The organism is Pseudoalteromonas sp. MBR-15, assembly GCF_053628915.1.
Map to the genome: position 1 here is coordinate 130,367 of NZ_JBRJHH010000005.1, position 24,426 is coordinate 154,792.

General features: G+C 41.0%; 12 protein-coding genes. 9 read left to right on the forward strand and 3 right to left on the reverse strand.

Annotated features, from left to right (window positions below):
- Positions 1 to 22: 22 nt before the first annotated feature.
- Positions 23 to 157, reverse strand: a complete 135-nt coding sequence (locus ACSSVW_RS08795) for a hypothetical protein (RefSeq protein ID WP_036967016.1) — start codon at positions 155 to 157, stop codon at positions 23 to 25.
- 96 nt (positions 158 to 253) lie between these two features.
- Entirely contained in the window at positions 254 to 1,174 is a 921-nt protein-coding gene (locus ACSSVW_RS08800) for a 2-hydroxyacid dehydrogenase (protein ID WP_454179156.1), read from the reverse strand.
- Positions 1,175 to 1,289: 115 nt separating this feature from the next.
- Between ACSSVW_RS08800 and ACSSVW_RS08805 the strand changes: the two genes are divergently transcribed.
- Positions 1,290 to 3,005, forward strand: a complete 1,716-nt coding sequence (locus tag ACSSVW_RS08805; RefSeq protein ID WP_454179157.1) for a GNAT family N-acyltransferase — start codon at positions 1,290 to 1,292, stop codon at positions 3,003 to 3,005.
- Between the two features lie 44 nt (positions 3,006 to 3,049).
- Here the strand turns inward: ACSSVW_RS08805 and dapE are convergent, their stop codons facing one another.
- Positions 3,050 to 4,240 (reverse strand): succinyl-diaminopimelate desuccinylase, encoded by a 1,191-nt coding sequence (gene dapE, locus ACSSVW_RS08810; protein ID WP_454179158.1) that lies wholly within the window; start codon positions 4,238 to 4,240, stop codon positions 3,050 to 3,052.
- Between the two features lie 449 nt (positions 4,241 to 4,689).
- Here dapE and ACSSVW_RS08815 point away from each other — a divergent pair, with 449 nt between their 5' ends.
- The 8 genes from ACSSVW_RS08815 to ACSSVW_RS08850 all read left to right on the forward strand — a co-directional run bounded on the left by ACSSVW_RS08815 (position 4,690) and on the right by ACSSVW_RS08850 (position 24,255).
- Positions 4,690 to 5,343 carry an OmpW/AlkL family protein gene (locus ACSSVW_RS08815; RefSeq protein ID WP_075593739.1) on the forward strand — a complete coding sequence of 218 codons (654 nt, stop codon included), beginning with the start codon at positions 4,690 to 4,692 and terminating at the stop codon, positions 5,341 to 5,343.
- Positions 5,344 to 5,690: 347 nt separating this feature from the next.
- Positions 5,691 to 7,892 carry a CapA family protein gene (locus tag ACSSVW_RS08820; RefSeq protein WP_454179159.1) on the forward strand — a complete coding sequence of 734 codons (2,202 nt, stop codon included), beginning with the start codon at positions 5,691 to 5,693 and terminating at the stop codon, positions 7,890 to 7,892.
- A 9-nt stretch (positions 7,893 to 7,901) separates the two neighbouring features.
- Positions 7,902 to 9,824: a hypothetical protein gene (locus tag ACSSVW_RS08825; RefSeq protein ID WP_454179160.1), complete on the forward strand. Its 1,923-nt coding sequence runs from the start codon at positions 7,902 to 7,904 to the stop codon at positions 9,822 to 9,824.
- The gene (locus ACSSVW_RS08830; RefSeq protein ID WP_454179161.1) at positions 9,824 to 12,940 is read left to right on the forward strand and encodes a poly-gamma-glutamate biosynthesis protein PgsC/CapC; all 3,117 of its coding nucleotides are present in this window, start codon (positions 9,824 to 9,826) and stop codon (positions 12,938 to 12,940) included. Before ACSSVW_RS08825 ends, ACSSVW_RS08830 begins: the two co-directional genes overlap by 1 nt.
- Complete coding sequence (locus tag ACSSVW_RS08835; protein WP_454179162.1) at positions 12,927 to 15,191, forward strand: hypothetical protein; 2,265 nt, start codon at positions 12,927 to 12,929, stop codon at positions 15,189 to 15,191. The genes ACSSVW_RS08830 and ACSSVW_RS08835 overlap by 14 nt, the downstream gene beginning before the upstream one ends.
- Positions 15,181 to 15,924 carry a hypothetical protein gene (locus tag ACSSVW_RS08840; RefSeq protein ID WP_454179163.1) on the forward strand — a complete coding sequence of 248 codons (744 nt, stop codon included), beginning with the start codon at positions 15,181 to 15,183 and terminating at the stop codon, positions 15,922 to 15,924. The genes ACSSVW_RS08835 and ACSSVW_RS08840 overlap by 11 nt, the downstream gene beginning before the upstream one ends.
- Complete coding sequence (locus ACSSVW_RS08845; RefSeq protein WP_454179164.1) at positions 15,909 to 20,183, forward strand: hypothetical protein; 4,275 nt, start codon at positions 15,909 to 15,911, stop codon at positions 20,181 to 20,183. Before ACSSVW_RS08840 ends, ACSSVW_RS08845 begins: the two co-directional genes overlap by 16 nt.
- Entirely contained in the window at positions 20,173 to 24,255 is a 4,083-nt protein-coding gene (locus ACSSVW_RS08850) for a poly-gamma-glutamate synthase PgsB (protein WP_454179165.1), read from the forward strand. The genes ACSSVW_RS08845 and ACSSVW_RS08850 overlap by 11 nt, the downstream gene beginning before the upstream one ends.
- Positions 24,256 to 24,426: the final 171 nt, after the last annotated feature.

Here is a 24,426-nt window from a genome sequence, read left to right on the forward strand (position 1 = left end):
TTGCGAAGCACCTCTTAAAACGTTATGATTGACTTTGTACAATTTCTGGTACGTCAACACCTGCAGCATTGGCTTGATTAAACCATGCAGATATACCTAATACGATTACAGACACCACCACTAAGCTAAGTTTTGCCCCACCTTGATTAGATTTCATAACACCTCTTATTATTATTGTTGGTTTATTGTCCACCAACAGCATAGCAAAGTTACAGATGTTAACAAGCTGTTTAATAAAATAATTTATTAGATGTCAATAACCTTTTGTTCTATCAACCAGATTTACTAGCTTTTCCCCATTTAGCAACCTTTTTACATTACCTGCAATTTGTTCAGTTACCGTGTTTATATCCGATAAAGCAGCACAATGAGGAGTGAGTGTAATTTTATCATGAGACCAAAATGGGTGCCCTTCAGGTAAAGGCTCTTCAGCGAACACATCAAGCGTTGCGCCACGTAAGGAATTGTTATCTAAAGCCGCCAGCAAATCGGCGTCAACGATATGCTTACCACGGGCAACATTAATGAGCACCGCATGATTTTGCAGCTTACTTAATAATGCAGCATCAATAATGCCTGTAGTATGTTGATTAAGAGGCAACAAACACACCAAGTAGTCAACCTGTTTTAGCATTGTATTCAAGCCATTTTCTGTATGGTAACAAGTAACCTGTTGTTCTTGTTTTTCGCTATTTGACCATGCACTTACCGTAAAACCATTCGCCACCAAACGTTTGGCACATGCCTTCCCAAGCTCACCATAGCCTAAAATACCCACATGCTGATGTGCATAGGCTCGTTTGGGTTTCCATGCTCCTTGTGATTGTTTTAAAAAATATTCTTTCAATCTTAATTTTTGCGCTAATACATGGGTCAACACATATTCAGCCATATCGCTGGCAAGGGTCTCGTCGACAATACGTACCACAGGAACAGAGGGGGCAATCGCCGTTAAGTCAATGCTGTCTACGCCTGCACCAAACGACGACACAGCTTTTAAATTAGGGAGTTTCGCCCATAAGTCTGCAGGCGCATTCCACGCCAATACAAATTCAACGGCGCTATAATCTGTACATTCTGACCACAACTGTACTTCCACTTCGGGTAATAAAGTACGTAATCGTTCAATTAATTGACTGCAATCTCGGCCAGTGATTGCCACAAGTAAAATCATTTTGTTCTCCGCTTATCGTTAGCGCTCTTTAAAAAGTCACACAACTGCAACTTAACTGTCACAGCGAGCTTTTACCCTACTTATATCGCTAGATGCGTTTAAGATTGAGGTGTGTATGATCAGTGTTGATAAAGTAATAGAAGCAAATTTACCACAGTTAGAAAATTCACCAAAAGTAAAAGGGTTGGTAAAAAAGGGGCTAGGCTATTTATTACATGAACAAGAGTTTGTTGCCTTTGGCGATGCCTACCCTCACTTACAGGGGCTCGAGTTTGTTGAGCAAGTACTCGATGAACTTGACTTTGATACACGTTACAAACCAAAACAAATGGAACACATCCCCAGTGAGGGTCATGTTGTTATTGTTGCGAACCATCCAATTGGCTCGCTCGATGCATTAGCATTAATCAAAGTGCTATCCAGCATTAGACCCGACCTTAAAGTCGTTGCTAACCGCATGCTGATGTCAATCACGCCAATGCACTCATTGTTATTACCCGTCGACAACTTATCGGGGACAAGTAAAAAGAAAGAGCTGGCCAATATTCAACAGCATTTAAAATCAGAAGGCGCATTATTAATATTTCCGGCTGGTGAAGTGTCACGACTAAGCCCTACAGGTATCAAAGATTGTAAGTGGAACAGCGGCTTTTTACGCATGGCAAAAAAAGCCAACGCGCCGATCTTGCCAATTTATATTAAAGCCAAAAACAGCCCACTATTTTATGGCACTTCGATGATCTACAAACCATTAGCAAGCTTGTTATTGGTCAAAGAAATGTTTAAACAACGACAAAAATCGTTAGAGTTTGAAATTGGTGCATCAATACCGCCTGAGTCATATTTAATTGAGAATTTAAAAGATAAAGAAATTGCGCAATTGATCAGAAAGCAGCTTTATCGCCTGATCACTAAAAAGCCACTACCTTTAAAAACACAAACGCCAATCGCAAGCCCAGAGGCCACTAAGGATTTAAAGAAAGCCATTGAACAGTGCGAACTGCTCGGTGAAACATCAGACGGAATGAAAATTTATCTTTATCAATATAGCGGTAGCTCTCCGATTTTTCGTGAACTCGGTCGTTTACGCGAAATAGCCTTTCGTGCTGTCGGTGAAGGCAGTGGTAAGCGACGTGATATTGATAAATACGATATGGATTATCAGCACCTCGTACTGTGGGATGCAAAACAACTGGAACTAGTTGGTGCATATCGTCTTGCGTGTGCAAAAGATATTATAGAAAAACATGGCCAAAAGGGACTGTATACCGATAGCTTATTTAGTTACAGCGACGAAATGGCGCCATATTTCGAACAAGGTATTGAGCTGGGTCGCAGTTTTGTACAACCCAAATATTGGGGCAGAAAAAGCCTCGATTACTTATGGTTTGGTATTGGCGCATTTGTAAATAGGTACCCGCAATATCGCTATTTATTTGGTGCTGTTAGTGTATCAAATGCCTTACCTGAACAAGCAAAATCTTTACTCGTTCATTACTATCAGCATTATTACGGTGCGCAGCGAACATTAGCGATACCCAACAATGAATTTCGTCATACTGAACAACAGCGTGAACAATGTACTCAGTTATTTTCAGGGAATAATATTAAAGAGGATTTTGTAGAGCTGAAGCATATTCTGGCTAATATTGGCGCCCAAGTCCCCACTTTGTTTAAACAATATACCGAATTATGCGAACCCGGTGGCGTACAATTTCTCAGCTTTAGTATCGATCCTGAGTTTAATAATTGTATCGATGGTCTTGTACTGGTTGATCTTAATAAAGTAAAGGCCAGTAAAGCTAAACGCTATTTGGGCGAGTCTCGCTAAAACACACAGTGGATATCGGCCAATCGGCCGATTATCTATGCTTTTTAGGTGTTAACATTGCTAAAGATATTAACCAACAGCTCGCTGTAAATTTTTTCAATGAGTAGTAAGTCGGCCACAGGAACATGTTCATTCACCTGATGAATAGTGTGGTTTCGCACACCACATTCAATTACTTGCGTATGCTCACTCGCAAAAAAACGGCCATCTGATGTACCACCATGAGTGCTTAAGACTGGAAATGTGCCTGTTACTTGATGTATCGCCTGCTCAACCTGTTTGAGCAAACAGCCGCCTGATTTATGGGGTGTGTAATAAGACTCGCATGGGCGCTCCCACTGCACCTGTAGGTGCTGCGAAAGATCAGCCAAGGCAGCCTGAATTTCATTTTTTATATCGGTACTTTTATAGCCATGGCTGTAACGTACATTAAACGTTAATTCACACTGTGCAGGCACAAGATTATCGACCACATTGGCAATATTAATACCGGTTACTTGTAATGTCGTTTCTGAGCTTGGTTCATCTTTAAACCAGTTAATGGCGATGAGTCGCTTTACGACCTCTGCGCTAATATGTGCCGCATTCACGGTGTTCTCAGGATAAGCAACATGCCCCGCTTTCCCTTTTATAAATAAACGTGCAGAGAGCGCTCCGCGGCGACCATTTTTAATCGTATCACCAACATGCAAATGACTGGTTGGCTCACCCACGAGGCACCCATCCAGTATGACGCCTTGTTGAGCCAGTTTCTGTGCAATTAAAAGAGAACCATACTCGGCTTCGCCTTCTTCATCTGAGGTGATCAACCAATAAAAGGTTCCTCGCACATTTTTGCGTTGCTGCAGCAGCGCCTGTGTTGCACATAACATGGCAGCTACACCGCCTTTCATATCTGCGGCGCCGCGTCCATACACAGCGCCATCAACAATGTCACCCGAAAACGCATCAACTTTCCAATCCCCCTGTGCAGCAGGAACAACATCAATATGCCCTGAGAAAGCCACTACGGGTCCATCACCAAATGAGACTTTAGCGATTAGATTCGTTACTTGATTATCGCTAAACACATCACACTCAAAACCAACCGTGGTTAATTTTTTTGCTAACCAATCAATCGCTCCTGCTTGTGCGGGTGTGACAGATTTAAATCGAATTAAGGTTTGTAAAACATCAACCACCTCATCATAGGCAGATAAATGTTGCTCAACGTGTGAATTTAGTACGCATTTCATAATAACCCTAGCCACTGAGATAAGTAAGGGTATTACAGCGCGCTTTTATTACCGCAATGTGAAAGTGAAAGTAATGACTGTTCGCCATGCATTATCGTCATTTGCATTCATTAATAAGCCTGCTTTGCACAGCACGTTACTGTTGCGAAAACCATGATGAATAATGCCCCTCTCTGCCAAGGAAGGGCACAATTGCAGGCCTTTTTTAGTAATGATTAAGGTGTACTAAATACAAATAAACAACAAAAAAGAGCGACTCTAGAGATTCAAAAAACCGATAAGAGTCAATTACTTTTTTTCTGTTCTTGGTTAAAAACTTAATCTAAATCAAAAAAAAGCTTCACTTCGTTCAAACATTTTTGAAACTTTGATCTAGAACAGGTTTTAGCTGTGTCGACTCGGTAATAATAGCCTCAACTAAACAAGACAAGTAGTTCGTGGAGAACAGCATGAAAACTAAATTAAGCATTGCATTACTGACTTCATTATTAGCACTCTCTCCTGTTGCAAACGCTAACTTAAGCGTCAACGTCGGTGCGATTAATGTTAACCCTGATAACGACAGTTCAAAAATCAACGAAGCACCTACTTTAGGTTTACGTGGTGATGACAATACACAAGTGGGTATCACTATCGATTACGCATTTAATGATAATTGGGTACTTGAGTTAGTTGCAGCAACCCCATTTAGTCATGATGTTCAAGGCACGGGTGGCTTAGCAGGCAACAAGATTGCTGACATTAAACAATTACCACCGTCGTTGATCGCGCAATATCACTTTTTAGATTCAACTTACAAATTCCGTCCATTTGTGGGTGTCGGTATCAACTATACAACGTTCTTTGATGAGCAGGCTTCAGCAGCGTTAAAAGCAACGCTGGGTACGAACGATGTAGAAGTAAAATTAGATGATTCATTTGGTTTTGCAGCACAAGCTGGTTTCAACTACATGATGAATGAAAACTGGGGTCTACACGGTATGGTTGCATTAATCGATATCGATACTGATGCTACCGTGTATGCAGATGGCGCAAAAGCACTCACATCAACGGTAGAAATCGATCCAGTTGTTACTATGCTAGGTGTTAAATACAAATTCTAACTTTCATTTTGTGAAAGCCCATACGCACAAAAAGGCCGCAAAGGCCTTTTTTATTGTCTTTTTATTCCTTTCTTCACAGCGCTAGTTGTATAAAATTAAAAGTAAAAATCTGCGAAGTATTAAATTTAAACTACACTTAACACTCGGTGCACAAACAAAGTACTAAAATTACAATTTTGGGTGTAAAAGTAGATGGCATGTTGCATTTATGAGGACAATATCTGAATTTTCAGAGTCAATGTTTGGTTGTTCCAATCTGTTAACGTCGATAGAATGCGTCCGCAGTAAATATTGCCCTAAAGAAATGTAAATAAAGTAAAAACGAGGATCATTTGTTTAAAGTAGTCGTGAATTTTTTGCTTTTGTTTGTTTGTCTTGGTTTAGTGGCATGCAAAGTAAAAGATCCAAATGAGGATAAACCTCAACAACAAAAGCAAGATGTGATCGACGCACGTGAATCACTTTTAACAGGCCATGCTAGTGTTTCGCTGACTGTCGTTAATGACGACTTAACTCCCTTAAGTAACATTCCTCTGACTATTGCAGAGCAACAATATACGACTGACAATAATGGTCAGGTATTTATTGATAAGCTGGGTTACGGTAATCATGCCATTACAATTCAACAGAATGGTTACTTTACCAAAGTAGGTATTCTTGTAAATCACCCAAACTCGACAACCACACAAATCAAACTCCACGCCAAACCTGCAACGAGTAAAAGCCTGGTATTTGGGGGTGATTCAATGTTTGGACGTCGTTACTTAGACCCGAGTCTCGCAACAATGGGCACCACAATCCCCAATGTGAGTGACGCACTCATTCGTCCAGCGACAGCCGCAGCAGATAGCATCGCAATTACTAAAGATGTTGCTCCCCTGTTTAAATACGCAGATTTTGCTTCAGTCAATTTAGAGTCACCGATTACCAGTAACCCTGCTGTCGTTCATCCGACCAAAGAATTTAGCTTTTTTTCGTTACCTGATTCGTTACAAGGCTTAACAGAAATTGGGATTGATTACGTGGGACTTGGTAATAATCATATCTACGATTATTTACAAACAGGTTTAGAAGACACACTACTTGAAATATCAAACACAGGGCTGCTGTATAGTGGTGCAGGTCTTGATGAATTTGCTGCATTCAGCCCTATTACAGCACAGCTCGACACATTCAATTTAGTACTCTTTGCTGCTACATCAATTACCGGAAAAGAGCACGAATTTACTTACGTCACCGATGCAATGAAAGGCGGTGCTGCAGATTTAACAAATGCAGAATATGTGCAAGAAACGCTTGAGAAAATACACCCAAGTAATTTTGTTATTGCGCAAATGCATGGTGGCGACGAATACACCTATTCTCCTTCGCGCTTTATTGCAAGTCGCTTAGTTGATTTATCAACGCAAAATACCGACTTACTCATTGCTCACCACCCTCATGTAGCACAAGGTTTTGCGGTATATAATAATGTGCCTGCCATTTTAGGGTTAGGTAACCTCGTGTTTGATCAAGCTCGCCTCGATACCTTATTAGGGGTAACGGTGATGGTCGAACTAGACTCACAAACTCAAACCGTTCAGCGTGCATTTGCCTACCCTATCTTTATTGAAGATTACAAACCACGTTTCACAACGGGCTTTTTAAGTCACTATTTATTAAGGCGCCTAGCCGAATTTTCAGACGATAATATTACGCTTATCCCCCGCGATAATTATGCTGAGGTGTACTTTAAAAAAGCACACGCAACCAAACGCAATCACAAAGTCAGCGTTGAAGTAAATTCACAGACTCCTATCCTTGATTTACGTGAGTATGCTCCCTCTTCTGCCGCCTATCTATCGGCAATAGAAGTCACCAATGGCACTTTAAATGAGCTTACTTTTGGGCGAGATTTAATGGTCTTTGGGGACTTTGAAGATTGGGATAACGACAGCGATGCATTTGAAATTAGCCGCTGGGATCATAGCAGTAATAGCGTTTTACCCTGCACTGAAAACCCGCACAATGGCATTCAAGCTTTATGCTCAACACGCGATGAATTTGATAATACCCCCTCAATTATTCCCTTTAGACACACAATGCGTGTGATGGAGCTAACTGATGAAAATTTTCAACCAATGCTTAGCAAGCAGTTTTCTTTATTTGGTTACATTCAATCTGAAAACGGCGGCAAGATAGAAAGCTTACTCACCTATACCACAGAGGTAGATGATCTGGCTTTTTCACAAAATCAGGTCTTAATTAGTGAAGGTGGTGACAAAGCATGGCAATCCTTTAGTCACGATTTCACATTACCATCTGATGAATTTACATTAGGCCAAAAAAAACAACCACCTCGGGGTGTAAAACTACAATTTAGGCACTATGCTCCTAATAAGGGAGAGGCCATGACTCGCTTTGATGATATTGCGATGATTTCATGGCAAAAAAGCGTTGCACTGCAAAACAGTCAGTGGAACACAGATAAAATGCACGGATATGACTTTTTAAAGGTCTCTGTAAACGATACAGCAAGCTTAACACTCACTTTTACTTCACTTGATTAAGGAAGAAGCGTGGCTGTCACTCAACGATTATTGTTATTAAAGAATCACCATATTTTTTGGCTTACGCTTGGCTTGTTTGCTTTAGTGGTGATTAATAATGTTTTGAATCTTTTTCAAGCTAGTAATGCTTATTTCTATCAAAAGTTAGCATCGTTTGGTGAAACGCAGCACACCAATATCGTACTTATAACAAGTAAAAACTTGGCTAAAAACCATTCAGAACTTATTGAAAAAATAACTGAATATAACCCCAAGGCCGTTATCGTTTTATCAAACCAAAATATAACACCTTCAATTACCAACCGTGTTTATTATCCTATAACGCAAAGCGAATACTGTGTACCACGTGTTGAAATGTGGTCAAGTTACCACATGCGAATCCCAGCCAATGATAAAGAGTCTCTGTGTAATAGCATCTGGCAAACTGTTTTTGGCTATGAAGGTCAGCAACCTCGGCTAATTGATTTTAAATTAGCGGTCAGTGCTCTCCCTAAATTCAGTGCTGAGCGGGTTCTAAGCTCTGATGTTATGAGTGAACAATTAAAGAATAAAGTCATTATTGTTGGCCAAACAAGTTCTGCGTTTAATGTAAATATTCATGCTCCTAAGTTAACGGGATTGAACGATCCTCTCCTGCTTATGGCCTATGCCGCAGACAGTATCGAAAAAACAACCACGGTGAAAGAGCTTAAACCTAGTTATAGCGCCCTCATTGAACTTGCTCTGGTAATTAGCCTGCTGTTTAGCTTTCAAAAACTGGCTGTTATTTACTCATTTGTCATTGCCTTGGCAAGTTGCCTTTTCTGGGTCGTGGTCAGTTACCTTGGTATCGAGTTTGCTGCTGTTTATATCCCTGTTGGCCAATACATTATTGTTATCTTTTCGACCCTTTTTTCGGCTTTGATTGTACGAAAACTATCTGAAGATAAAGCACTAACGGGGGTTGTAAATAATATCCAACAGAAAATGATGGGCCGTTTTTTACCGCAAACCTTTATTGAGCAAGCCTCTCCATGGGATCCAATAATTCAACTAATAAGCCAGCAATTAGATCTCGAAAAATCAATTTTTTTGGCGAGAAAAGAAGATGATCATCGCATTGTTGAAATAAGAGCGATCAATTGCGAACTCGACAATATCCAAGAAATGCGCCGTGACTACAAACGATCCCCGTACAGTGACGCATTAAAAGCACTGGGTATTGTAAAGATTAGCCGACCTTTTTTTAAAAATGTGCTCAACACCGAAATAGAGTTTATGGTCCCCCTTGTTTACGCGGGTGATGTTCGGGGTTTTTGGGCTTTATCGGTTATTCCAAATGAGACTTTTGATCGACACGCCTTTGAGAAAAATGTGAACAAATTTGCAGCACAAGTCGCTGAACTGCTCTTTCATTATCATATTTATAAAACAACTCAGGCGAAGAATCAGAACTTACTCAATAGACTTGTGTCGTTCAAACTACATGAGCCAATCGATCAGCAAGTTAAACGTTCGCTCAATGACATGGAGCAAAAGTTAACAACCTTAGAGTTGGTGTTTAATCATACACGCTGCGCAACGGTTCTCTTTAACCTGTTCGGTCAAGTCGTACAAACAAATGCAGCGTTAGAACACTTTGCTAAACAACATCAGCTTACCATTTTTGAAATGACAGCCTTAGATTTGTTATGTCATAGCTGCGCCCTTGATAGCGAAGTAGCCAAAGGTAAATTGCGCTATGTCACATTAAATAAGGCGGATATTCATTTACCGGTAGTCCTTAATAATCAACATTATGTTTTAAATATAAAAGCGATTCATACCGATGGATCGCAAACCGCTTCGGGTGAACCATTTCAAGTATCGGGTATTTTATTTGAATTTCTCGATACCTTTGAGAGTGAGCCACAACTCGACGACGGTTATGATGAAACCCTGAGTGAGCAATAATGGACTTTGTCTTAGCTCTCTTTCCCGCAGGCAGTGGCCTTGGACAGTCAGTTATTACCACCGTGTGGGTGGGTACGGCCGTTGTTTGTCTATTGAACTTACGTTTTGGTTTCCCATTAACGGGGCTTGTGGTGCCAGGTTATATCGTGCCTTTGCTCATCATCAGTCCCACATCTGCCGTCGTTATCATTATTGAAGCAATCGTTGTCTATGGCTTAATGCGATTTAGCGCACATTACATAATGGAAAAATGTGGTTATGGCGAGATGTTTGGTCGTGACCGGTTTTTTGCCATTATATTGCTGAGTATTTTAGTACGTGTTTGTATGGACACGTTAGTGTGGCCTCCCGTTGCCAATCAATTAAGTCAGTGGGATATTACCCTAGACTACGCGTCACAACTGTACTCTTTGGGTCTTGTGATTATTGCTTTAACAGCGAATGTAATGTGGAATGGCGGCTTCAAATACGGTCTAAAAGTCACCTTTATTCAACTTTTGATCACCTTTGTGCTCGTTCGCTTCGTACTGATGCCGTTTACTAATTTCAGTATTGCTAATTTAGGTATTATGTACGAAGCCGTTGCGGCATCCATTATTGCCGCTCCCAAGGCCTATATTATTTTAGTGATCACGGCCTTTATTGCCTCAAGAGCAAACATAAAATACGGCTGGGAATTTAACGGAATAATGCTACCCGCCTTATTAGCACTTCAGTTAACTCAACCCAGTAAACTGTTGACCTCTTTCGCTGAAACAGCGGTCATTTTAGTGTTAGGCGGCTCGTTAATTCACTTTACTCGCCTTAAGCACGCCAATATTGAAGGCGCTCGATTACTGCTATTCTTCTTCACTATTGGCTTCGTGTATAAACTAATTCTCAACTACATTGTGGTGTGGTATTTCCCCGCTATAAAGGTCACAGATACGTTTGCATTTGGTTATATGCTTGCCACTTTACTTGCACTCAAAATTTACCAAAAAAACGCATTAGGGCTGGTGATCAGGGCAACATTTCAAACTTCAGTCGTTGGGGGGGCATTTGCTATTTTGGTTGGTTTTATTGTGATGCTTGTACCGTCAATGCTGTCAAAACACACTGAGACTTCAGACATTCAAAGTCACCACGTATTCACCCTTGACCAGCAAATCAGCCGTTACAAAAGTTATTTATATACCGCACAGTCAAACAAAGTCACCGTGAGTAGCTATAAAGCAAATCAAGCTGTCACTGATTTTAAATATGGGGTTTACCAAGTTAATCAGGCGATTAAAAATAATCAATCGATAGCCAGTCTTAACGCGCTGTTTAACCCGATAGGATTCAGACTTGAAAGTGATGAAGACTATATTTATATAATAGACACGTTTGAAGATCAGCAGCGCGGCCTTTTCGTATTAAATAAAAATCCGCAATCAACGCCTTTATTGATCACCGTACCATTTCCTATCACCGAAAGTTTAGCAAGTGATTCAGCAGGGCTTATATTTCAGCACCTCAATAGCAAAGCGCTGGTTTATGGTACCGCAAAGACACCACAACAAACGTTAGCGCAAGAGAATCAACAAAGTCCTTTCTATCAGGCATTTATTACGGCACTTAACACTGATGAAGTATTGCAGGTACGTGAGTCTAACCACTTTACTAAAGTCTCTTTAACTGATTCTCCAGCAAAATCACAGAGCCAATATTGGATTTATAATCAACTTCCTGCATCAATAAGCCAACGAGAAATTCACCAATTTATGGGGTCTGAAGAAACGTTCTTTGGTAGCGCAACAGTAAATAGTCTACCCACCTCACAATTTTCGGGCTCCTTGCTTGAGGTGTTTTTAGATAGCGACAACTACGCGAGTATATTAGCCAATGCTTATCGCGATAATAAACGCTACAGCACACTTCAGTTTAATAAATTAGAACGAGACATTAACCAAATAATTGATGATTTTTCTGTGCATATCAGTGAAAAAGGCAGTTTTAAATATCAACCGCTGTCTAAAAACCAGGTGGCCCTTTGGGAGTTCGAAATACTCAAACCACTGTATAAATTAATTGCACAGATAGGAAATGATCCTCTCAATGAGAATAACCTAAATCAGTTAAAACAAATTAATGGCACTGCTGAGTTACTTAACTACCAATTACAACAGGTCCAGACAATGAGCGGCCGCTATTTACTATTGAGCCCTCAGGACAAAAACCAAGCGTATCAGCAAGGTCAGGGCTTATATATCTTTAAGTTAAGTGAACATGAGTCTATCACTCTTAGTGTTCCCCGCCCTTTATTTGAAAGTAATACATTGGCTGTTGCCAGCGAGTTGTTCAGCCGCACCAATGCAGCTTACTTAGCAATTGCGGGGGCTCATCCGTATGCGCATCCAAAAGCGAATGTATTAGCCGTCGATAATGTAGGGTCGTTATTTAATATCGTTCATCAAAGCTACTTACGCTTTAATGAAATGACACCCAGTTTAAACATTCAGATAAGAAGCCACAGCGCGCCTTCTTGGGTGCGCCCGAATGCTATCGCATTCTCGACGACACAGATTAATGAGCTTGCCACACCACTGATGAATCAACTGAGTAATCAGTTAACGGCTTTGGGGATTAAGTATCAAGTTGTTGAAGGACAAGCAGCAACCAGAGGGCTTGAAATTGGTAGCTCTCCTCAAGCGGGCTATCAACAATTTAATGCGAATAGCGAGCTGGCAACCTTGTGGTTAGCGTCTGATTTCAAAACGCAATTTTCAGTAAGCCAAAGCAGTTTGTTACAGCGTTTACTGGCTATTTCGAACACCCCAGCACTAACAGTTATCAATCTCGCTACTTTGTCGCCGTCGAACTGGCAAGCGTTAAGCGACCTTGATAAGCAAAATATGAAGAGCATTATTGATAGCTACGCCGCGAACCAACGTCTCACGTCTTTGGCACGATTATGCAACGAAATGAATAAATGTTCACTGCACACAATTGAGTTAGAGCATGTCAATAAATATGCTTTGATGTTCAAACACAACAGCAAAATCACAGCCATATATTACCCCACTAAAAATCAGCTATTTGACCTAGATGGGTTTAATCTTATGATGAGCGGAGGCGACAGTGTATTTAATTAAACGCTTGCTTGCGCTACTGGTTATTGTCAGTGTGGTATTCACCCTACTGTTCTTTGGTCGACACTTTTTTGTTTGGCTCGATTCAGCTGAGCCTATTGGTGCCAGCACAGGCGAAGAAACACGCTCTAATGTGCAATGGTTGAGTAAGGATAAGCCACTGCGATTCAATTTTTCGAATCAGCGGACCCACTCGTTGCGCATTCTTTCTAATGCCGTATTTGATAACTCGATTTCTTTTGATCAACCGGTTAACTACGCTATTAAGTATGTTCTGTATGACCAACAAGAGCGTGTGATTTTAGACGATATTTATCATCATGCTTCTAAGCTGTACACCGACTTAGACGGCCAAAAAATTAAGCAAATTATTGAAAACAAACAATCCTTGAGTGTTGCCTCGGGACAATCTTTTTACTTACCCATAGCTCATTACCCACGTGCGACCAGCTTAGAGCTGACTATGATCCCCGAACAGGCTAATCTTCAAGGAGTGGTCGTTCGTGTGCATGCTAAAACCCCTGAACAAAGTATTGATCCTCTTAACACATGGCTTAAAAGACCATTAGATCGCCGTCAACGGGCAACAAACTATTTAACGTTAGGTGAAAATGCCTTAACCAGTAACGAAATCAGTAATGCGATGGCTTACTGGTGGCAGAAAATCGCCCCACAGGGTATTCCAGATATCGACTTTAAATCTGATATTCTCTACGAAAGCCTCCCCTATAATGTGTTGACCTATGACTTTAGTGCTGAACAACACGATTTAGGTGCTTACTTTACCGAAGAGGGTTTATGTGCCAGCGTTCGCTTAGATGAACCCGACAGCCTTATTTTCACCGTCAAAGAAGGCGCAAAACTGCCACATTTAATTTGGTATGACAAACTGCAATTCTCGGCGCCGACGCCTGTCAGCTTTGCTCCTACCGATGTTGAAAACCGCTATCAAACACAGCTCATTGCAGCTGGATTAGTGAGTATTTGTAGTGATGAAGCGATACTTACTCAATGGCAAACTCTCTCAGACACCCCAATTTTAACGAGTTATGCTGGCAGTTATTTAATAAATGAGCAAGGCAATGTCGAGTTTGATATTGACCCCAAAAGTGACTTAAAGCTAGACGTACGTGCTTTAGAAACAAGTCAGTTAGAGGTCGTTTTATTTGATCAAACACACACAGAAATCGAACGCTTCTCTTTAGCGCATAAAGGCGACGTCTCACACTACGATCGCCTTATAGACGATACAACGCAAAGGCAGCGTGTTGGTTTACTCACCTCGTATTATTTGCGCACGCCAGCTAATGCGTATCGAGTACAAATAAAGGCGAATAAAGACACTTATGTCCAGTTGCGCGCTCGTTACGCACAATTTCATTATCAGCGTGTAGTTGCTCATCAAAATATCACAACGCCGATTGATCAATTTTATGATATTGCAGCGTGGTACGAACTACGCGCGAATAATCACTTTGAATTAACACAGCAGGCACGTTTTGCCAATATTCGAACCTTTACGCCCCCTGCTGAAGTTGAGCCAATGACGACCTTTTATCAGCCAAGAGAGCTTTACACTCTACTGCCTATTTCAAATGTGGCCCTCGCACTTAGCCCTGACCGTTACTTTATACCTAAACAACCGGCACAAATTTTTAACTTTGGACTTTACACACCTAAGACCCCAGCCAGTTATTCTGATACGGGTGATAACAAACTGATTTTTAGGTTGTCTAATACCCGTGCTCAAGAACGTAATGCATCAGATGTGTCAGCGACTGAGTTAAAACAATTACAAAATAAAGCAACGGCAACCTATCAAAACTGGCATGGTGAGAGACCGTGGATTAAACAACGTCTCTATCAACTCAATAAAAATACGCCTTTGATACTCAACTTTGATGCGCAAGAACAACCAATGAGTGTGGTCTTTAAGCTGTTTCGTTCGCGCAGTGCGCAGCCTATTGAGTTTAACATTCTTGAAAAAGCTAATTACAAATCAGGATTAACCAGCGAGTACAGTATCGCTAAACAGCGTGTTCAATTACATAGCTCAGAATTACTTAACGCGTTTCTAATTCATCCAAAAAATAGCCAATTAAATAGCTACCCTAGCGTCACGCATACGGTATCAAGTGACATAAATAAACTGCACTCACTGACAATTAGCGCATCTGAGACAGTCTGGTTATCGATACTTCAGGAGTACCCGCTGGGGGAGCAAAAAGTAAGGTGGTGGAACAATGAATATTAAGTTTATCATCATTATCACGGGGTTATTGATCTCGGCATGCCAAGCTGAATCAAACATCTCTGAACTTCATACCGACTTTCAGCAGTGGCTAAAAAATAGCGAGGCCGTCCCTTCCCATTTCACGTTAAAGGATGGGGGGTTATACGCAAAGGAATCATTAGATTCTGGCGGTGAAATACATTTTAAGGAAACCGGATATGCCTGCATTGCGTATGCCCCACACCGCTTCTATGACCTGCATACTTTAGATATTGCACGCTCCCTATTTAATGACTGCCAGGTACTCCTTACCAATACCAAGCACCGCACAAGTCGCGACGCAAATGGCGTGCTGATTGACTTTGGTAAATATAAAGAAAGTGCTGCAAATGCATTTATTTTAGCCTATGCGGATACCGTTGAGTCTTTTACCATTTTCCAATTACATGGATTCGCCAAAGAAAAACGTAAAACTAATCAAGGCAGAAAAGCCGACATTATTGTCAGTCAAGGTCGTGAAAATGCATCGTTATTAACACGTAATATCACCGACTGCTTAAATGAAAAACTAAACGTTGCTGTGATGCTCTATGGCCGAGATATTTATGAGCTTGGAGGAACAAAAAATATACTCACAACCCTTGCGCCAAGCAATAGTCAATTTATCCATATTGAATTAAGCCGCGAAATTCGCGAAAAATTAATCACTGATAACCACTTATTAAAGCTGTTTAAACAATGCCTTACTTCGTAATTGCTCTCGTTAGTATAACGCTGCTGCTATGTCAGCCAGCCAAAGCCTCACAGCCAAAACACGCCGTGCTGATGCCCCCTACTTGGTTAAACACATCACCACACTTATCGCCTTTGGCGACAACGCAGCACCTAACTTTTGATGCCAAACAGCACCGTTATTTGTGGCTACCAGAAGGTCATTGGCTTGAAATAGCCCCCGCACTTTTAAATCAGTTTATTCTAAGTGCAGGTAACACGCAGTATTTACAACAACGTTTACGCGTTCACAGCGACTTACTTTGTAATACCAAACGCTGTCAGCTGCCAGCCACTGGGCATAACCGCATTATTGCCATACAAAATCATCTCGACGAGCGTGCTGAATTTACTGCCATGATAGGCCATTACCAAGGCGCAAGAGACAGCTTTAGGCGCGCCATAAAAATAGCCGCTCCTTCCATACAACTAAGCTCTGCCCAAGGAAATGAGCGGTATTATGCGCTCAAAAAAAATGAAGAAGTGAAACTGTTTTTTCCTGCTGCAAAAAAACTAACGATCTCTGTACGTCAAAATATGCAGCAGCCCGATCCTAATGGTGTGGTGTACGCATCTATTGATAACGAACTGGTTGCTAGAGTAAATACCATAAATAGCCAAGCATTTGAGTTTAGCGAATACGATGTAGGCCTCGTAAACAGTGACTACCTTGCCATTGCGGCTGGGCAGTATTTAACTCTTAAAAGTCACACCAATGCGTATATTAAAATTGAGCAAAGCCACCGCGCTATTTATGATGACCGCGCAGCCGAAAAAGAACAAGAAAAACTGTTACTCCCCTATTGGCTAACCACCGCAAATGAAGCGATTGAATCGGTTTATAACACACACTCTTTTAGTGTGTTTAGCGATGATGTGTACACACAAAACAACCCGCTTTCTATAAAACGTCATTACAACTTATTATCGATGATGACAGTGCAATCAAACCTCACTGGCAGCACTGAGCATTCATCACTACAAATGCATAGCAAAACCATTAGCGAATTAGTGGAGCAACGCCTCGTTGATGAGCGGTTTTACCCACGTATTAATCAGCAAGTGCGCGAATTAACCTACCTTGGACACCAACCCATTGAGTTCGATTTAAGCATTCAACAACGTGCAACGCCGTGGTTAACCCTTATTGCAAAAACACAACAAGACACCCAATTTCAGTTAACCGCGGGTGAGCGTAATTGGCTTATAAACCTAAAAGCGACCGAACATTATCAAACACTTATGATTTCGGTGCCTATTTCAACCTCATCGGTAACGATTAAAAGGCTAACCAACACCTCGAAGCCTATCGATTTTGCCCTGTATGCGAGAACACTCGCCTCCTTACCGAGTGACGAATTACTGTATCAGAAACAGGGAGACCTCACTGAAACAAGCCCTATTATCGCTAATTTATTGAGTCGTTATTTAAACAAACAACATGACGACTATGTGGCTTCAATCGAACCCTATACACCGGCTTTGCAAAATAACCCCGATATAGACTGGCAAGCGTCACTCACAAAAGCACAACATATTGCTACATCAGCGCCTCTAGAAGCACTGGCTTTATTGAAACCGTTGAGCACAAGCCCAGACCCTGATATTGCGATTAAAGCATGGCAGCTAAGAGTAGCCATACTGCGTGAACAACATCAGTTTCACCTTGCCAACAGTTACCTTGAAGGCTTGTATAAAAGCGCGCAGCACGCTCAGTTAAAGCACTATGCCGCACAAGCCCTTGTTCGTGCCTATCAAGCAGAACAAATCGAACATAAACTTTTTGCATTATGTGCGGGGAACGTGAGGACAATAGAGCAATGTGAAGCTCAACTTATAAACCTCGCAGTAAAACAGCAAAAGAACCGTTTAGCAGTATGGCTTGCACATCAAACCCAAGCGCAAACACAGGTTGAACACAGTTTTAGTGCGCTCAATTATCAGAGTTTAACGCAACTTGAAAAACCTGAAGAGGCACTTTATCAACGCTCTATTGGCTCGCAATACGCGTTGATTAACCCAGAAGGAAAGCAACAAAGCACCCTCGTTAATAACGATATACCTTGGGTATTTACCGCTAACCACGTAATGCATTTAAGCATAAAGGCACGGACTAAAGCCGATCAAAGTGGTGAATATCATACCGCGTGGTTAAAAGCTGATAGTCAGTATCAGCATAAGTTAATGCCCATTTTTAGTGATATAGCGGCCACATCCCAATTCGTCAGTAATCAGCAAGCAGTCTCTATTGCCGCTAATTTAGTTATTAGCTTGCAAGCCGGTGAAACGCTCACTGTGACCACCAATCAAGCTGCTTACCTTGATATAAGTGTTATTCCAAAGCAGTTATTTGCACTTTTTGATTATTATTCTGATGCCACCACTCAAGCCACCAGCGATGATATTAGCTCGCTTATTCATGCGCACGATACAACGCCAAACAAACTCCTTATCAATGGGTTGTATCTACTATCTGAAAAACGTCTTAGCAATAATCAGTACACACAACTGCTGCAACGAATCGACACACTTCCCCCCTCTGCCCATTCGGTTTTCTTACAAAATAGAATTGAACGCTTTGGTCAGTGGCAGCCCATTGAAAACATGCTCGATTACGCTGGTACACGTCTGTTTAATATGCAAGAGACTGAACAACGTAGTTTTGCCGACAGGTTTGCTCAACACACGACTCAATCCGCACCTGAGCAAGGGATTTTATTACGCCCTTTTCATACTTTATATATTGATTTAACGAAGACTGAAGGCACACAAATTCGCTTTAAATTTAACTTTTCTAGCGCAGAATTAGCGCGTGCAAATAGTGCTAATATCTCTTTTCAGTTAGCAAATCAACAAAAGGTGTGGTCTGTTTCTGAGCAGCAAAGCATTCCATTCACCTTTAATAAGCGAGAGTTAAACAACAATACAATTGCCGTACGTTGGCTCAACCCATACCTGTCGCAACAGCTTGCTATTGAAGCAGAGCAATATATTGAGGGGCAATGGAAAGCGTTGCCGCTACCAACAAATTTAGCGTTTTATACTGTATCAGCTGATACGCCACTTATTGCTAACTTACCTGCCGATACATTAGTAAAACTAGAAGAGATGAATGAAAACAAACGCAGCGAGCGTCGTTTTTTCCATCCAGCAGGTAAAATTGAAGTGCGCACGGATCAATTAAAGTATGTACGCCTCTATCGTTGGCATTTAAGTGAAAGAAACAACAAGATTACGAGTTTTTCTGACATCAATATGCCACTGCCAGAACTAATCACTTATCAGGCACCATCAGCACCTAAAATAGTGAATAAGCAAGCCACTTTGCATAGCGATGAGACCAACCTACAAGGCTTTATTCGCTTTGATCGACAACATATATTTCAAAGTGCAGAAGACATTCCTGCACAACAAGAAACCGACATAGGTGTGAGGCTTCGCTTTAATGATCAACAACATTGGTATCAATTAGAAGGCTATTATGCGTTTGACGAAAAGCAGCATGACTTCATTGCCTTAAATGGTTACCACTCTTGGCTTGATGACACGAGCCATTGGTTTATCGATTCACAGATCACAAGTCGATGGCAGCTTAGTCATGATAACTCAGATAGCCAATACGCGTTAAATGGCGCTATTAGTATTGGACAAGTATGGCGCCAAGATACAGTGCATCGGCATCAATGGTCTGTTGCCCCCTTTATTCACATCAGTAGCGCAGACTTAAACGACTACCTCAATGACGAGAAACTAAACCCTAATATTTTTAATTTTTATCGTGAAAATCATGCTTCTGGCTGGCAAGGTTCTTACCAATATCGCTACCAACCTTGGGTAGATAACTACCTCAACTTTGGTGTTGCATCTGGCTCAAATGATGATTGGCTAAGTCTTGATTATTTGCGGTTTAACAGCAGTTGGAACCAATATTACCATGGTCACATTTTGCAAGTTGGTCTTGATAGCTACTACCGTTTTGCCGATGATCATCGTGCAACAGCCACGTGGCAGTACATCAGTCGGGTAGCTTGGCAAAAGCAAATTGATATAGGCTCCTTCTCACAGGGTTGGCTAAAAATCAGTTGGCAGCAAGACTGGGTATGGAATAACCATAATATCAGTCTGGAATTTTCATCGGGCAATAATCAGCATACTGGCTTTGCTCCCTACGCCCATGATGAAATTATTTTTCCGACACTTCAACTTAACCATTTGCTAGAGCGAAGAGATTATGAGCAGTAAAGAACTTAAAAAACGCTTAGAAACCTTACTTTTTGCAGATATCGCAAGCTTTTGGTTAGATCTCTACAGGCAAAAATACCGTCAATTAGTCAACGAGCTAAGTCAGTGGGAATTGATCAAGAACCAACCAGACGGACACGACGAAGATGACTGGTTATTACTGCAAGCAATTGCCTTTTTAACTCATAAAATAGATACCCTACAACATCAACTTACAAAGTTAGATGCAGATCATAGCCGTTTTATAGAAAAGCTAAGTCATGCCGAACTCAAAGCAGAAAGACAGTTCCATATACTGGATTATGCGGCCACGTTAGGGGCTGATAAACAACAGTTACAACAAGATCAAGAAGCCTTCGCACGTTGGTTTGATGAAGGGGCCATGATCAACCGTTATCAAGATAAAGTGTCTGAACTTGAGCAATCATTAAAGTTTTTAATTGGTAAACTGGGCGACCTAACGCACCGTTATTTACGCCTTCATTTGCACGAAATAGAGCAGTCATGGCAAACCGTAAATTTAGAAAGCTTTTTTTTAGATTTACTCGAACACACAGATAACGATGCAATAAAAAACTCTCTTTTTAGGGCCTTGGCAAACCAAGTTACTTTATTAAGCGAGCATGTGGACGATCCGGAATTTAGCGCTGATCTGGTTGAAATGCTGTTACTCTCACTTGAGAAATCAACCACACCACATGCAGCCAAAGTGGATATATTAGAAATACTGATCAACCTTCGCCCCACCTTTACCCGTTATTTCATGCGTTCGCACATTGACTTAGAAGTCCCAAATACGGGTAAAGCTGACCGCCAACAATTATTTTTATTAAGCGCTTTTTCAGCCATCATCAGTAAACAACAAACGCTCAATGAGGCAAATCAAAACCTGTTACAGTTGCTGGCAGCTCACCCCTACCCGCGCGTGCGTCAAAGTGTGATAGAACAATGTTTTATTCTGCCGTGCTCATTCGCATTTGCACTGATAACCGAGCGTTTAGAAAAAGAAACCCACCTCGCAATTAGGCTCACATTAATTAAACAATTAACCGCAACCCGATTTAGCGATGGGCAACACAGCTTGATTGTTTGGCAACAGCAACTGATGCAAGCTCAACATTTTGCAGAGCAACGTTTATTGCTCGAGCTTGCACCACGTATTATGTTTAATTTACAGGTTGAGTGTGAAGAGCAACAAGCCAATACGATTTTCAAGCGCTTCATCGACACCTTAAATAAACACCTTGAAGCACAACAAAACCTTGCCATAAAGCGGATTATTAGCCGTGTCCGTGAACAGCTTGTCAGTTTTATGCACCAACAACACGTTGCTGAACTCGAGGCAAACTTAAACACCCATTCGTCAATCAATAACCAAAACATTGACGAGGCACTACTAGGTCGGCTTTTAAGTCAACAGGCGCAAAAATATGAAGCCTACAATGTGAGTCAAAAGAAACAAGGTTGGCACATAAATCAAGGTTATAAACGCGGCTTCCGCTTTTGGCGCTTTTGGCATGAATTTAAAAACCCCAGTACAGGTAAGCGCCAAAGCTATAACCATTTACAAGCAAGAAAACCCAGTGCATATATGCATGTCCCAAGCTGCACTGTCGCAGAAATTAGCCAAACAGATGTCCCCGGCGAACCACGATTTGATGACCTACAATTTAGTTCGCGTCCTCATTTGCCATTGCTCGACTTTCTTTTAAGTACTTTATCGCAAGATAACTTAAAAGCCCCAGCGAAGACCTATACCCCTGATGGCATATTAGTCGTAACACCACCCAAAACAGTATTTAAACGCCTTCAAGCATACTGCTGGATTTCACTTAACTTTGAAGAACTTAATAATTTACGAAACGGCTCTGACATAGAGCAAAATAATTTTTTAAATGCTTTAAGAGCGAAAGGATTTACATTTGATTTCCAACAATATGGTGCGGTACTCGATAGCGACTTCCCGGTAGAATCAAGTATTGCGACTCTGTATAAAAAACTCGCCGTTACCCCTTTTATGTTTAATATTTGGGTGAGTTTTAAAGAATATGCCTATTCAATTTATCAAAACAGTATTGGTCAGCTGGTGTTTTTCGTGCTGGCTTTCATAGGTTATTTTTGGACACGCCACATAAAAGTGAGCCGCCAAATTCGCGCCGACAGAGCGCAAATTCCAGTATCTATTGGTGGTTGGGGTACTCGCGGAAAATCAGGTACAGAGCGATTAAAAGCAGCACTGTTTAGTAGCTTGAGTTTAAAGCTAATCAGTAAAACAACAGGCTGTGAAGCCACATTAATTTATGCAAGAGCCAGTGGAGAGCAATTCGAAATCCCCTTGTTCAGACCATTCGATAAAGCCAGTATTTGGGAGCAAGGTGATGTGCTTCATTTTGCAAAAAATGTTAAGGCCGATGTGTTTTTGTGGGAATGCATGGGGTTAACACCTCGTTATGTCCGTATTCTGAGAAACTGGATGCAAGATAACTTTTCAACAATAACCAATGCATACCCAGATCATGAAGATATATTAGGCCCCACAGGCATTGATGTTGCAAACGAAACAAGTCATTTCATTGGTGAGAATAGCCTTGTTTTTACCAGTGAACAAAATATGGCGCCAATTTTAGAACTCAATGCCAAACGAAAAAATGCCAGTTTAATTCAAGTGCATTGGGCAGATGGTATGCAAGTTACTGACGATATTCGTGCTTTATACCCATATCAAGAACACCCCGCTAATATTGCACTTGTGTGTAAAATGGCGCAACACATCGGCCTTAGTAAAGACTATGTGTTTAAAGAAACCTCTGCACGCATTATTCCTGATATCGGCGTATTGCAACACTACCCACAGGCACGCATAGGCGCAATATCTCAGTCTTTTGTTAATAGCATGTCAGCCAATGAGCGCCTAGCAACACTAGAAAATTGGCAGCGATTGAGCCTTTATGATTTAAATAATAAAGCAGATACGCAAGTGATCGCCTTAATCAATAACCGCAATGATCGTGTGGCACGCTCCAAGGTGTTTGCCGGCATTTTAAGCCATGATTTGCGATTTGACCGCATCGTTGTCATTGGTACTAACGTCGATGGTTTTTATAGTTATTACCTGCAAGCACTCACAGAGCGCATCGATAAAATTATCAGCAATAACGACACCAAAGCGCTTGAAATTTTACTCACTCAGCTTAATTTGATGTCATCTTGTCAACTAAAGGCACGTTTAGTTAACGCCTATGATGAAGATATTGCTGAGAAATTACTCTTGGTGGCGCACCGCACTTCAGTAGATAAAACCAATATCAGCGAAGTACTCACAGATGCGAGTAAAAAGGAAATTTCGACAATCCTATTAAACCTAAAACATTATCAAGCCCGAACAACTTTAGACTCTTTAAAACAAGACACATCTAAGCACAGTGAAGAAATCAAGCAGCAACTACTCAGTATTGCAAAATCAAAAGTGACCTTGCTTGATGATAGTAGTTTATCTGCGGATGCACTCACCGACACAATCTCTGACTTAGCATTAGCAAATACTCATCAAGTCATTGTTGGGATGCAAAATATTAAAGGTGTCGGCCTCAATTATGTTTATGCATGGCAACAGTGGCAAAAGATTTCACACTCGGTAGACCACCTTTTTGATGAGCAATGCACGGCCAAGGAGTTTAGGAGTACACTGTCTAATTTAAATATGATTGTGTCTTTCAATCGTTTAGATATTGATTATCTTCAAGAAAAACTAGCGCTTTTAAAGAAAAGTGCATTGGCGCAAAATGAGTTTTGCCAAGCTGAGATCACAAGTCTATTCAACAAACTAGATAAAACAGATAACAAGCAACAACACACACAACAACATCAACATGCTTTTACACGTTACTTTAACCAAGTCGTTGAATCTTTTTTAGATGCAGGAGCTGCTGTTAAACGTAAAAAGCGCGCAAATCAAATTTACCAAGACATTGCTGATCAACGCATCACATTAGAAAAAGCCATAAAAGTATTGGGTAAGTTAAATCGAAATCAAAAAGCGGGGTGGTTTGCGAACAAGTCAGAACAAGATTAACTAAATAATGACAAAGTAAAATAAAAACCATACTAAAGGAGGTTTAGCATTTTAAACCTCCAAAGTAATTGAAAAATCAGAATTTTCCCAAAGATAAAACAACTGTTTTATCGTCAATAAGTTACCTAATTATTAGGGTATTTCGTATATAAACAGGACCGTTCCTCGTTT